The following is a 14722-nucleotide window of genomic DNA, read 5'->3' as shown; positions in this document are numbered from 1 at the left end:
ATTCCATTCGCACATTGGACTTTCCCAGGGAAGGGCGCATATGCAACGAGTGCAACGTTTCTGGATCAGGCAGAACCTTCAGGTTCCCGTTCGACACCCGCTTTCTTTTCTCAGCCTGTGTCCTCGCACTCAGACTCTCCAGGCACTTAGTTTCCTTCTCACCATCGTCGGCTTTCCGATCTGTTCTTACGCGTCAGAGATTGAAAACTGCGAGCAATTACTGCAAACCGGGCAATACCAAAAATGCATCGACGTCGCAGAGGCAGCGATCACCAAGAAAGCCTATGGCTCTGAATGGCCACTCCTCAAAGCACAGGCTGAACTGGCAGTCGGTCAGTATGTCGAAGCCAGGCAAACGATTGACGCCGGCCTCAAACGTTATTCCTGGAGCTTGCCACTTAGACTCTTAGCCGTACAAATCTACCAGTTGAATAACGAGCACGAAGCAGCCGCAACATTCCTAAGCAGCATCCACGATCTCGCCAGCCGCTCTGCCTGGCGTTATACCGATGCCAGCAGTCTGGTCGCGTTAGGACGCGCATCGCTATTACGAAACGTTGATCCTGGCGAAGTACTCGAATCCTTTTACGATCGCGCAATCAAAGAATACCCGGACCAAAAAGACGCTTACCTTGCCAGTGGAAATCTGGCACTGTCCAAAAACGACTATGCCCTGGCGCAGGAAACGTTTCAGGCGGCATTAAAACAGATCCCAGGCGATGCCGACCTGCTGTTCGGACTGGCCCAGTCCCTCCAGCGATCCGACCCCGAACGCTATGAGACATTAATGACTCAGGTGCTCAACATAAACCCTAACCATATCCCCGCTCACCTGGAACAGATTGCACTGCTGATTCACTCGGAACAGTTTTCGAATGCCAAAACACGATTGGAGCAGGTTCTCGCTATCAACCCGCACCTGGCAGAAGCCTGGGCGACACTCGCCGTGATAGCTCACTTCGAAAACCGGCCTCACGAGGAAACCGCTTTTTACTGGCAGGCACTCAGCCATCATGATCGGAATCCTCTGGTCGACTATTTGATCGGTAAAGCCCTTTCCGAACATTATCGCTTCGCCGAAGGCGCCGCATATCAACGCCAGGCTCTGGAAAAAGATCATCAATACCTACCTGCCCGCATTCAACTGGCACAGGACGAGCTACGCCTGGGTCAGGAAGTCAGCGGCTGGGAACATGCACTCCAGGCGCACCAGCAGGATGGTTACGATACCACCACATTCAATCTGCTTGAATTAAAAGATCAAATTGCTAAATTCAAAACACTGGAAGATGACCATTTCATCATTCGCATGGATTCGAATGAAGCCAAAGTCTACGGACAACAGGTCGTCCAACTGCTCCAGGATGCCCGCAAAACGCTCTGTCAAAAATATGGCTTGGATCTGAAATCCAAAATCACCGTCGAGATCTTTCCCAATCCAGACGACTTTGCCGTCCGCACTTTCGGCATGCCTGCGGTCTCCGGTTACCTGGGAGTCTGCTTCGGAAAAGTCATCACCGCCAATAGTCCCGCCTCTCAGGCCGACCATCCCACCAACTGGGAGTCCGTCCTCTGGCACGAATTCTGTCATGTGGTCACACTTGAGTTAACGAAAAACAAGATGCCCCGCTGGATCAGTGAAGGCATCTCGGTCTACGAAGAACGCCAGAAAAATTCCCACTGGGGTGAAACAATGGTGCCGCAGTACCGGGAATTGATTCTGAATGGAGAAGCTACTCCGATCAGCGAATTAAGCAGCGCGTTTCTCAATCCCAAAAGCAGCCTGCATGTGCAATTCGCATATTATCAGTCTTCGATGGTTGTGGAATACCTGATCGACCAGTTCGGCTTCGAAGCACTGCGGCTCATCTTGAATGATTTACGCGTGGGTATCCCCATCAATGTCGCCATCGAGCGTCGCACGAAAACAATGGGAGAACTGGAACTGGAGTTTACCGCGTTTCTCAAAGATCAGGCAGAATACTTCGCTCCCGGTGTCGACTGGTCAGAACAGGATCTGCGGCCGCTGATCAGTGATGACACCAAGCGTTTTGACGACTGGATTAAAGAACATCCGAATCATTTTGAAGGCCTGATGGCCTATTCCCAGATTCTGGAAGAAGAAAACCGGACCGAAGAACTGGAAGCGACGCTCAAGAAACTGACCAAAATCTATCCCCAATACACGGGCGCCGACAATGCCTGTCTGCGACTGGCAAATCTCTACCTGAACCAGAAACGCTTCGATGAGGAACAGAAATACCTGGAGTTGCATGCCCGGTATAATCCAAACGCGCTCGCGGTATTTCAACGCTTAGCGGAAGTCTATCAGAAATCCAAAAACTGGGACGCCGTTTACGCAGCCTCGCAAAGTGCAAATGCGATTAACCCGCTCAATCGAGATACTCAGCAGATACTTGCGGAAGCCTGTATTCACTTGGAGCGACGCCAGGAAGCCATCAACGCCTGGCGTGCCATCCTGGCCTTGAAACCACACAACAAAGCAGCCGCCCACTACCAGCTTGCCCGGTTACTTCAATCGGAAAATTTAAAACTAGCCAAGCGACACACACTCATCGCGCTCGAAGAGGCGCCCCGCTTTCGGGCCGCTCATCAATTGTTACTTGAATTGACTGCAAACACACCATAATGCCTCGCACGAGTTTTGACATGAACCACTAAGGCTCACGGAGGAGCCTGCCATGAAGAATAGTTTGATTTCACTGACTGTGGTCTGCGGATTACTGATCGTCGTTACGATCTGCATTGGGCAATATCGGCCCTCCATCCCCGCTGATCGCGGCGGTGTTCCCGAGTGGAAAAACGATGCGGAATTCAAGCACGATGTATTCACCTTCGTACGCATCCGATACAACTCGCACCAGGGCTGGCGGCGCTGGGCCACGGATTATCCCGACAGCGATTTGAACTTTTCCTATCGACTCCAGCAACTGACTTCCATGAAAGTCGACCCCGAAGGCCGCATTCTGGAACTGACCGACGAAGAACTCTTCGATTATCCCTTTATCTATCTGATTGAGCCGGGCTCGCTGGAATTCACGGAAGATGAAGTTACCGCCCTCAGACGCTATCTCTCCAATGGTGGCTTTATGATGGTCGACGATTTCTGGGGCGAAGCTGAATGGGATAATTTCGCATTGGAAATGAAACGCGTCTTTCCCGAACGAGAACTCGTTGATATTCCTCTGGAACATCCGATTTTTCATTGTGTCTATGATCTGAAAGAAAAGCCCCAGGTCCCCAGTATTGGTGTCGCCCAGTGGGGCCGCTCGGAAGGCATTACCTGGGAACGGGAAGATGCCAAACAGGTCCACTACCGAGGACTGTTCGATGATAAAGGTCGATTGATGGCGGTTGTCTGTCACAACACCGACTTAGGTGATGGCTGGGAACGGGAAGGAGAGGACAAGTGGTATTTCCAGGAGTTCTCAGAGAAGAAAGCCTACCCCCTCGGCATCAATATTGTGTTTTATGCCATGACCCACTGAATCCAGCGCAGCTGACTTTATAATTTTTTTCAGGAGCCAAAACGTGAATCTCAAAGTAGTCTCCCCCGATGGTCGCAGCGATGACGAACGCACTTTTGAAATGCTGCAAAACAGCCGCAAGCAGATTGATGCCGAAATCTCCAAAGCAGTCATCGGCCAGAAAGAAATCGTAGACCAGCTGTTGATCGCGCTCTTTGCCGGCGGACACTGTCTGATCACCGGAGCGCCGGGGCTGGCCAAAACGCTTCTGGTTAATTCACTGGCACAGGTTTTCAAACTGAAATCACAGCGAATTCAATTCACCCCTGACCTGATGCCTGCCGACATCACGGGAACCGAAATCCTGGCAGGCGACTCACAGGATTCGCGGGGCATGAAGTTTGTCAAAGGTCCCGTCTTCACGAATATTCTGCTGGCCGATGAAATCAACCGTACGCCTCCCAAAACACAGGCCGCGTTACTCGAAGCAATGCAGGAAAAACAGGTCACCGTCACCGGCGTCAAGTATGAACTGGATAAACCATTTTTCGTATTAGCAACGCAAAACCCGATCGAAATGGAAGGCACCTATCCGCTGCCCGAAGCACAGCTGGACCGCTTCATGTTCAACCTGGTGATAGATTATCTTTCGGAAGATGATGAAGTCGCCGTTGTCACGCAAACAACGGCCCGTAATGCCGAACCCATTGTCCCGCTGTTTACCGGCAGCGACATCCAACAGTTCCACCAGTTTGTCCGTGAAGTTCCCGTCGCCGAAGAGATCGTGCGTTATGCCGTCCAACTCTGTGCCGCGTCTCGTCCGCATCAGGAAACAACGCCGGACTTCATCAATGAATGGGTCAACTGGGGTGCCGGACTGCGTGCCGCGCAAAGCCTGATTCTGGGCGCCAAAGCGCGTGCTGTCCTGCGCGGGCGGGTACATGTCACCGTTGAAGATATCCAGGCACTACTGGCACCCGTTTTACGTCACCGCATTCTGATCAATTACCGCGCCGAAGCTGAAGGTATTACTGTCGAACAAGTCGTTCAACATCTGATTGACACCATTAAAAGGCCCATCACAGCATGAGTTCGATTCGCATGAAACAAAATACATCACACACACCCCAACAGAGCAAGCGACTGGCCTCTCAACGGATTGATCCTGCCTGTCTGATGCGGATTAAGTCTCTGGAACTCAGGGCCAAATCCGTCGTCGAAGGGACCTGGAAAGGCCTGCATCGTAGCCCCTATCACGGCTTCTCCGTTGAATTCACCGAATACCGCGAATACACGCCCGGCGACGATCCGCGCCACATCGACTGGAAATTGGCGGCCCGCTCCAACCAGCATTTTATCAAACGCTTTGAAGAAGAGACCAATCTCTGCTGTCACATGCTGTTGGACCTGAGTACTTCCATGCAATTTCACAGTCTGGGCTATTCCAAATCGGATTACGCGAAAACCCTGGTCGCAACCTTTGCCTATTTCCTCTCCACTCAGCGCGATGCCAGCGGATTGATCATCTTTGATGAGCAGGTCGAATCGGTTGTTCCCGCCCGGTTCACCCGGGGTCAGCTTAGACGAATTCTGATTGAACTGGAACGACCGCCACAGGGATCACACACCAACGTTGTATCGCCTCTGAAACACGCCGTCGAAACCATTAAAAAACGGGGACTGGTTGTTTTAATCTCTGATCTTATGTCGCCGCTGGATGAGTTAAATACACACTTGGGATATCTGCGTGCTAAAGGGCATGAAGTGGCATTGTTTCAGATTCTGGACCCCGCCGAGATTCATCTGAACTTCAATGAAACCGCGATTTTCGAAGATCTCGAAACGGGCGACCGCATCGCACTCAATCCCAAAGCAGCACAAGCCAGTTATCGACAACAGTTGAACCAGCACCTGGAGGAAATCCAAAGCATCTGCCGCAAACAGGGCGTGCATTATCACAAATTGACCACCGATACACCACTGGAAGCAGGGCTCTCCGATTTTTTAGCTGATCGCGCCGCATAAAAGCAGTCCAGAAACAGAGGACACATAGTTGAGTTTTTTAACCCCGCTCTATTTAGTTGGAATCATTGCCGTCGGCCTGCCGATCCTGCTCCACCTGGTCCGGCACCAGCCAAAAAATGTCTTTTTTTTCAGCTCGCTTCGTTTTCTGGAACACAAGCCCCCTCAAACCAACCGCAAAAATAAGATTGAGCACTGGTTGCTGCTCATGCTGCGAGCTATCGCCGTCATGCTTCTGGTAACAGCCTTTGCACGCCCCTTTTTCAAAAACACAGACCTCGAACTAGCGTCGTCAGACACAAAGCACCAGACAATTCTATTGATCGATACCAGTTCCAGCATGCAGCGCGGCACTCTCTGGAAGCAGGCACTTCAGACCGCCGACGAAATTATCAAGCAGGCCGACGAGAATCAGATCGCCATCTACACCTTTGATTCCCGTCTTACCACGGTTAAACCGCTCAAGGAAACGAAACAGGACACACCACAACAAACGCAGCAGAATGACCGCGAACGGCTTACGAAGCTTACTCCGGGCTGGAACGCAACCAATCTGGGTCTTGCATTGACAGAAATCGCAGCACGACTTCAGCAACAGGCAATTTCTGATCCATCGGGAACTCTGTTACAAAACAGCACGATAGAGCTGATTACGGATTTCCAGGCTGGTGCGAAAATCGACTCACTCACGGAGTTTTCCTGGCCGGCAGAGCTCCAGGTCCGCTTGCATCAACTCAAAGAAAAACAGACCAGTAATGCCGGACTCCAACTCCTGGCACTGAACGAACAGGGGCAGGCAACGGTTCGCATTGTCAATGCAGCAGACTCTCAGCAGGAACAATTTCAAGTCGCTTATCAGACAGCCCTCAGCGAATCCGAGCAACCGCAGAAGATTTATGTCCCCACAGGTCAGTCCCGTGTCATTCATATGCCGGCAATGGACGAACAGCAACAAGCGACTCGAATTGTACTCACGGGCGACAAGCACGACTTTGATAACAGCCTCTATCTTCAACCCCGCGAACAGGCAAACATCACCATCGTCCATTACGGTACACCTGCCGCAGGCTCCACCGAGTCCCCCGATTATTATGCCAAACGTGCATTTCCGACAACGCCCCAGCGCAAAATTGAATTCCTAACGGTTGGCCCTGACTCGCCGCAAGTTCTCCTTGCAGTCGCAAAGATACATCTGATGATTGTCAGCCGCGAACTAGCCGCGGAAGAAACCAACCTCGTCAAGAACTACCTGGAGCAGGGCGGGGTGGTCCTGTTTTCCCTGAACCAACAACAGACTAACGACACGTTTCAACTTTTGATTTCCCATTCGCAAAATAATCTTACCTCAGAGGCCGACGTCAATGGCTACGCGCTGCTTACAAATATCAAGTTTGAGCACCCGCTGTTTCAGATGTTTCAAGCTCCCGAATATTCGGACTTCACTAAGTTAAAGTTCTGGAATTATCGTCGGCTCTCGCTTCCTGAAGATGTACCGCATCAAGTTCTGGCCCGTTTCGATCATGAGAGTCCGGCAATCGTGAACGTTCCCCTCGGTCAGGGAAAACTAATCGTTACGACGTTTGGCTGGACTCCCCAGGAAAGCCAGTTCGCTCTTTCAACCAAATTTGTACCGATGATGAATGCCATTCTGGCCCTCAATGCCAACATGATCGATACACCGTCTCAGTTCATCGTCGGCGAAACCGTCAAACTGCCAGAGTCCCTCAAAGCAGCCAAGGTGAGCGTTCCCAAGGCCTCATCAATTCAATTAGCAGCTGGTCAGCAGAACTTCGAACAGACAGTCCAACCCGGCCTGTACCAGATTACCTCGGAAGATAAAACAACGCCGGCACAAAAGTTTGTGGTCAATCTCGACATCGAAGAAAGTAAAACCGCACCACTGGCAATCGAAAAACTGGAAGCTCTGGGAATCAAGCTGCTCAGCCACAGTAAAACCACTGCCGCCAATTCCACCCACGCCGACCTCAAACGCCAAGCGTTAATCCGGGAGATGGAACAGAAACAGAAAATCTGGCGTTGGCTGATCATCGTCGCGCTGGCGATGCTCGGTCTGGAAACAGTGCTGGCGAAATGGATCGCCGGCAAAACATCAGCGACACGAAAGGCGTAATTATGGGCCTGCCCGATCTCTTACAACAACTTAACCAGGTCGTCTTTCGTTACCAGACCAGCCAGAATCTCAAACGATTGACCATCCTCTGGCTGATTGCCGGTAGCCTGACACTACTGACCTTCACATTCCTCGAACCAATTGCCGCACCGTATTATCAACACTTATTTCTGGCAGTGTTGCTGGGAGTACCATGTCTGGTCGCAATAGGAATGCTCCTGTTCCGCTTCCGAAGTCGTGTTTCTCCTGCCAGCCGCCATCAAATCGCCACTTTAATTGAACAAACCTACCCGGATCTGGACACCAGCCTGCTAGCCACACTGGAACTGGAAAAAACAACCGATGAAACGCTTCCCACTTTTCTACAAAATCGGCTGATCCAACAAGTCATTCAGCATGGAACCGAACACGATTGGCGACAGACGATCTCCAACCGCAGACTGATCCTGCAAAGCACAACACACCTCGTCTGTTTTACCGCCTGGTTCATCAGTTGTCTCACCTGCTGGTTTTACTTGAAGGCGGCCCCCATTCCTAAAGGCGAACTGCAGACGACAATCGCTTCCACACAAGCACAGTTTCAGGTCGAAATCAAACCGGGAACCACCGATCTGGAAAAAAATCACCCTCTCCTGATCACCGCACGATTCACAGAGAAAATCCCCGATATCGCAAGCCTGCACATCCGCGCGGCATCAGGAGAAACTCAGAAACTGCCGCTCGTCAAACACCTGGACGACCCGGTTTTTGCCGCCCGGCTAACTGACGTGAGCGAGGATCTTACTTACTCGGTACAAGTGAATGACTGGGAATCAGAAACCTATCAGGTCAAAGTCTATGTCCTGCCAAAACTGGTCCAACTGGATTCGATGATCATTCCCCCCAACTACACGGGGCTACCTACGCGAACTGTTGAAGACAGCCTGACCATCAGTGCGATTACTGGCTCGAAAATCGCATTCATCGCTAAGTTCAACAAACCTGTAAAACAAGCTCAACTGAAAACGGGAACAGGGAAGACACTCCCAATGGAGGTCAGTTCCGATGGTTTCGTCGCCCGGCTCAGGTTTTTAGCCACAGAAAGCCAGTCCTGGAACCTGCGGATTATCGATGCTGACGAACGCGAAAACCGTGCGCAGCCTTTCATAGATCTCACCGTTATTCCCAACCTGCCACCGGAAATTAAAGTTACATTCCCGGGCCGTGATACACGCGTCTCTCCGCTGGAGGAAGCACTGGTTCAAGGGACCGTAGTCGATGATTTCGGCGTGCAACAGGTAGGACTCGTCTATTCGATTCCCGGTCAGTCTACCCAAACCCTGAAATTACTTAGCACAGCAAAACCTAAGCAGGAGGTGGCAACCGAGCATCTCCTCTCTCTGGAGCAGCTGCAGGTTCAACCCGACACACTGATTTCGTATCACCTGTTTGCGGAAGACATCGCCCCTGACGGCAGCAGACGCAAGGTGCTCAGTGACATGTATTTCATGGAAGTCCGCCACTTTGAAGAAATCTTCAAGCAAGGCCGCTCTGCCAACAGTTCCTCAAAATCCGGAAAAAGTGGTGGCAATGCCCAACAGGCTGAAAAACTGGCAGAGCAACAAAAACAGATCATCAATGCGACCTGGAAAATCATCCGTCGCGAAATCAAGGAGACCGTATCCAGCCAGTACGCAGAAGACGTAAACACACTACAACAAGCACAGCAGGCACTAGTAACCGCAGTCATCAATTTGGCCTCAAAAGTGAAATCACAAAAATCAAAAGCGGTGATCGATTCCATCTCACAAAAGATGCAGGAAACCGTTTCACTACTCAACGCAGCGAAAGATGCCAATGAAGTTGAACAACTGACCGCCGCTCTGGCGACAGAACAAGCCAGTTATCAGCTCCTGTTAAAACTGCGCGCCCGCGAACACAAGGTCTCCCAAAACAAAAATGGAGGCGGCAGTAAAGGGGGCGGCAGCAGCCGTTCACAGAATCAACTGCAACAACTGGAACTGACCAACAAAAAACAACGTTATGAAACAGAGAATCAGGCATCCCAACCACCGGCTGCACAGCCGAACCGTGAATCGCTGCAAATCCTCAATCGGCTGCGAGAACTGGCACAACGCCAAAAGGATCTGAACGAACAACTCAAAGAGCTGGCCGACAAACAACGTTTCGCGAAAACCGATCAGGAACGTGAAGAAATCGAACGCCAGCTCAAACGCTTACGCGAACGACAACGCGAACTTCTTCGCAAAGCGGATGAAGTTGCCCAGCGCATGGATCAATCGAAACAACCCTCATCAACCAAATCCCGACGTGAACTCGAACAGACACGCAAACATCTGCAACAAAGCTCACAATCGCTCAAAGAAGGGCAGGTCTCACGCGCCCTGAATTCCGGGACCCGCGCACAGCAGCAGTTGAATCAGCTCAAAAACGAATTCCGTAAAAAAACCGCCAACCAATTTGCTGACGCCATGCGTTCTCTGAATCAGCAGGCCGAACAACTCGATCAAAAACAGAAAGAACTGAACCAGGCTCTTAACAAATCAAACCAGCCAGACCAAGCCAAGGGACGGCGATCTCTGAGAAAAAATCAGGGACAGCAGAAACTGGCCGATCAACTAGAGAAGCAGGAAGACCGCTTGAAAAACCTGGTAGAGCAGATGAAAAAAGTCGTTAAGGAGTCTGAAAAGTCGGAGCCGCTGCTTTCCAAGCATCTGTACGATGCCATTCGTAAAACAAGACCCTATCGCCCGGAAGATGCGTTAAAGAACGCCGCCAACTTCCTGAAAGAAGGCGCTACCGAACGGGCACAACAGGCCGAGCAACGTGCCGGGCAGGGGATCGAGAAAATGAAACAGGGAATCAAAGTCGCCGCCGAAAGTGTGCTGGGCAACGATCTGGAATCACTCAAGCGAGCCCGACAGGAAATCAAATCGCTCACCTCAGAAATGAAACAGGAACAGAAACTGGCCGGCAATCCCCAAGCAGCAGGCCAGCCAAAACAGGCTGCACAAAAAACGGCCCAGTCCGGAAAAGGGAAATCTCCCGGACAAAAACCGTCTCCGGGAACCAAATCCGGTCAACCGGGTAAATCTGGTTCCCCCTCAGGGCAAGGCAAATCACCGGTACAACTAGCCTCAGCCCAAAAAGGCAAAGGGCAGGGCTCTCAATCAGGCTCTGGCAAATCCTCATCTCCGTCAAATTCACAGTCGTCATCAAAATCAACTTCCTCCAAATCACTGAAAGGTTCTCGCGGCAGTCCGAAAGGCGGACCCGGTGGAGGCCAGGGAGGGCCTGGCGCACCATCAACGGGACCTATCACCGGCAACCAGTTCCGCGAATGGTCCGACCGTATGCGGGACGTCGAAGAAATGGTGGGAGATTCCGAACTTCGTAGTAAAGTCGCTCAGATTCGTGAACGGGCACAAAGTATGCGTGCCGAGTTCAAACGACATTCCAAAGTACCTGAGGGAGACTTGGTCAATGCACAAATCCTGGAACCGCTGGCTGAACTTCAAAAAGTATTGTCAAACGAAATCAGCAAACGAGGCGCGCAGACATCGTTGGCACCGATTGACCGGGACCCGGTACCGGAAAAATACTCTGAGCTGGTCCGTCGTTACTATGAAGAATTAGGGAGTGGAAAATGAATTGCCTGGCCCAAATCCAATTCGGCGCCCCCGACTGGACCACGATCACGATCGCAGTCATCATTATGGGACTGGCTCTGTTGATCTATGCCTACCGCTCACTCACTCTGCAACGTTCGCTGGCGGGAATCGCCTTCAGTTTGAAACTGTGCGGCATCGCAGTGCTTTCGATTGCCCTCACCGAGCCGTTATGGAGCGGCGTGCGGATTCATCCCGGAACCAATCTGTTCGCGATTGTAGTAGACGACAGCCAGAGCCTGAAAACCAAAGATCCCCAAACAGGCCAACCGCGCCTGCAACAAATCCAACAACTGCTCACAACAAACGATTCAGAGCAGACAGCGCCGCAGTGGATGCGTGACCTGGAACAGAATTTTTCTGTCCGGAAATATTCCCTCGATGCCCATGCACACGCCCAGACCAGTCTGCAGCATCTGACCTTTGACGGTTCCCAGACCAACCTCGTCTCCGGTCTGAATGAATTAACTCGCCGCTATCAAAAACTCCCCTTAGCGGGTATTCTGCTGATGACCGATGGTATTTCTGCCGAAGAAATCAGTCGGCTGGAAACTTCGATCCCCATTTACCCGGTTGCCATCGGAAATTCCCAGCCGGCAACCGATCTGGCGATCACGAAAACCTCTGTCAGCTATTCCCCCTTTGAAGACGCACCCATTCGAATTCTCGCCGACCTTTCCGCATCACAGTGTCAGCAGAAACAGCTCAAAGCTCAACTGCTGGATGAAACAGGCAAGGTCGTCGAGACAGTAACCCGTGAAGTCAGTCAGCCCGAACAACAATTCCAGATTCGCTTTCAAGTTCGTCCTGAAGCAACAGGCATTGCCTTTTATCAGATTAAAACGTCACTGATCGCAGAAGACACGAACGAAGCCACGCTAGCCAATAACCAACGCACCCTGAAGCTTGATCGCGGCCGCACTGCACATCGCGTGCTGTATGTCTCAGGTCGCCCGAACTGGGAATTCAAATTCCTGCGACGGGCAATTGAGGAAGATGAATTCATTCACCTGGTGGGTCTGATCCGCATCGGCAAAAAAGAAACCAAATTCGATTTTCGCAGCCGGGACGGGGAAGAAGGAAACGCGCTTTTCCGGGGTTTTGATCCCAAAAATGAAGCTGATCTGGAACGCTATGACCAGCCAGTTTTCGTGCGGATTAATACACAATCTCCCGATGAGCTCAAAGACGGCTTCCCCAAAACGGAAGAGGAGCTCTTTCAGTATGAAACCTTGATCATCGACGATCTGGAAGCGGCCTTCTTCACACACGACCAGCAGGAACTGATCACCCGCTTTGTCTCAGAGCGGGGCGGCGGACTAGTGATGCTCGGCGGGCAGGAATCGTTTCAAAAAGGAGGCTATGATAAAACGGAGTTAAGCCGCCTGTTGCCGATCTATTTTCCGCAAAGAGATGCGTCTGCCTTCGAGAGTGATTACCAGTTCACATTGACCCGCGATGGCTGGCTCCACCCTTGGATGCGGCATCACAAACAGGAACAGGAAGAACACAAACGCCTGACAGAAATGCCAACTTTCAAAACGATCAATCGAGTGGATACCACCAAGCCTGGTGCCACCTTGGCGGCAGAATTGAAGAGCCCCCAAAAGGCCGTGTATCCGGCGATTGCCACACAACGATACGGTCTGGGACGTGTCACCGCCGTCATGATAGGCGATCTCTGGCGCTGGCGACTGAAAGAGGATTCCACGTCTCCCCAACTGTATAAGTCCTGGCGGCAATTATTACGCTGGATGACAACGGATGTCCTCGAGCCCGTTGATCTCCTGGTCAATACGAACCTGGAAGAATATTCCGGCACGAAAATTAAAGTACACGTCCGAGATCCGGAATTCCAGAAACGCAGCGATTATCAGGTAGAACTGGAAATCACCACACCGGAAAACGAAACCATCAAACTGACCGCTGATCCGACAGCCGACAAGCCTGGTGAGTACCAGACCGTTTACCTGCCCCCTCAACCGGGCGGCTATTCGATTTCTGCTAAGGTAACCGCCCCCGATTCCAAAACGAAAACAATTCATAGCGGCTGGGTGCATGACCCGGGCAGTCGGGAATTCCAGTCGATCAAACCTGATCACAAACGACTGCTGCAGCTTGCCACACACACAAAGGGCGAAGTCATCCCGGCAGGCAAAATGTCACAATTCGTTCATTCTCTGGATCAACGTCACATGCCTGTGACGGAAGAGTCAGTCAGTCCGCTGTGGCATCATCCCTGGGTCCTGGTATTCGTCCTGGGTTGTCTATTTGGTGAGTGGTCATTACGACGCTGGAAAGGATTACCCTGATGCACAATCAATTCCATACTGGATTCTTAACGATACTGATTTGTCTTTTGACATTGATCAACGCTATACCTTTGAACGCGGAGAGTGAATCTCCCATCAATAAAACAGAGCGCATGATCGTTGTGATCGGCGCCGGAGGCCTGGAAGAATATGAACAGCAGTTTGACCGCTGGTCGAAGCGCTGGAAGCAAATCGCCGCTCATAAACAAGCCGAGCTGACGGTGATTGGTGAAAGCGTCGATGCACGCCATTCTGATTTGGAACTCATTACCCGAGAACTGCAGCATCAAACCAGCGAAACCACGGCGACCTGGATAATCCTGATCGGACACGGCACATTTGATGGCAAAACCGCCCGCTTCAACTTGCGTGGCCCCGATCTCACCGCTGACCAACTGTGTCAGTCTTGTGATGCTATCAAGCATCCGCTGGCCATTCTCAATTGTTTTTCGTCCAGCGGCCCTTTTTTGAACGCGCTGTCCGCAGACAATCGTGTAATTATTTCAGCGACCAAAAACGGACACGAATTCTACTTTTCCCACTTTGGAAATTTTCTTTCCGAAGCCAGCTCTCAGCCCGAGGCTGACCTGGATCATGACGGTCAGGTCTCGCTGCTGGAAGCCTATCTGGCTGCTTGCCGCGAAACGAACGCCTATTATCAGGAAAAAGGAGAACTGGCCACCGAGCACGCACTGCTGGATGACAATGCCGATCAGCGGGGAACCCGCGGCGATCAATTTCAAGGCCTGAATCGGCTCCCGGATTCCCATTCTGCGACGGTGACATTACCTGATGGGCACCGGGCCCATCAATTCACCCTGTTCGCGACACAACCAATTACACAGGTTTCCGGCGAACAGAAATTGAAACGTGATAAACTGGAACTCCAGATACTCGCACTCAAACAGCGCAAAGCTAAGTTTTCCAGTTCTGATGAGTACTACCAGAAACTCGAACCCCTGATGCTTCAACTGGCACACGTCTACCGCAGAATTGATTTAAAACAACAGCAGGTCATTTTCGATCCGATGGTCGTGCCCATTAATGCAAAAAAGACCGGCAGATAACCAGTCTCTTTGCAGATTTGCTTATGACGTATCA

The 14722-nt window shown here is 51.4% G+C and carries 8 protein-coding genes; all 8 read left to right on the top strand.

The window, feature by feature from the left end:
- The first annotated feature begins 40 nt into the window (after positions 1–40).
- From Enr17x_RS12180 to Enr17x_RS12145, 8 genes are read left to right on the top strand one after another with little or no spacing between them, the layout of a single operon-like run.
- Entirely contained in the window at positions 41–2650 is a 2610-nt protein-coding gene (locus Enr17x_RS12180; RefSeq protein WP_198001117.1) for a peptidase MA family metallohydrolase, read from the top strand.
- Between the two features lie 52 nt (positions 2651–2702).
- On the top strand, positions 2703–3509 hold the full coding sequence (locus Enr17x_RS12175; protein WP_145309052.1) for a DUF4159 domain-containing protein: 807 nt from the start codon (positions 2703–2705) through the stop codon (positions 3507–3509).
- A gap of 43 nt (positions 3510–3552) precedes the next feature.
- Positions 3553–4578, top strand: a complete 1026-nt coding sequence (locus tag Enr17x_RS12170; RefSeq protein WP_198001116.1) for an AAA family ATPase — start codon at positions 3553–3555, stop codon at positions 4576–4578.
- Positions 4575–5513: a DUF58 domain-containing protein gene (locus tag Enr17x_RS12165; protein WP_145309050.1), complete on the top strand. Its 939-nt coding sequence runs from the start codon at positions 4575–4577 to the stop codon at positions 5511–5513. Before Enr17x_RS12170 ends, Enr17x_RS12165 begins: the two co-directional genes overlap by 4 nt.
- Before the next feature lie 28 nt (positions 5514–5541).
- Positions 5542–7641 (top strand): vWA domain-containing protein, encoded by a 2100-nt coding sequence (locus Enr17x_RS12160; RefSeq protein WP_145309048.1) that lies wholly within the window; start codon positions 5542–5544, stop codon positions 7639–7641.
- Positions 7602–11291, top strand: coding sequence for a hypothetical protein (locus Enr17x_RS12155; protein ID WP_145309046.1), 3690 nt, complete (start codon positions 7602–7604; stop codon positions 11289–11291). The genes Enr17x_RS12160 and Enr17x_RS12155 overlap by 40 nt, the downstream gene beginning before the upstream one ends.
- Complete coding sequence (locus tag Enr17x_RS12150) at positions 11288–13621, top strand: hypothetical protein (protein ID WP_145309044.1); 2334 nt, start codon at positions 11288–11290, stop codon at positions 13619–13621. The genes Enr17x_RS12155 and Enr17x_RS12150 overlap by 4 nt, the downstream gene beginning before the upstream one ends.
- Positions 13621–14688, top strand: a complete 1068-nt coding sequence (locus Enr17x_RS12145; protein WP_145309042.1) for a hypothetical protein — start codon at positions 13621–13623, stop codon at positions 14686–14688. The genes Enr17x_RS12150 and Enr17x_RS12145 overlap by 1 nt, the downstream gene beginning before the upstream one ends.
- Positions 14689–14722: the final 34 nt, after the last annotated feature.

The sequence above is a fragment of the Gimesia fumaroli genome (genome assembly GCF_007754425.1).
Lineage (GTDB): Bacteria > Planctomycetota > Planctomycetia > Planctomycetales > Planctomycetaceae > Gimesia > Gimesia fumaroli.
The sequence above is the reverse complement of the archived record's forward strand: the minus strand, read 5'-3'. Positions and strand labels throughout refer to the sequence as shown.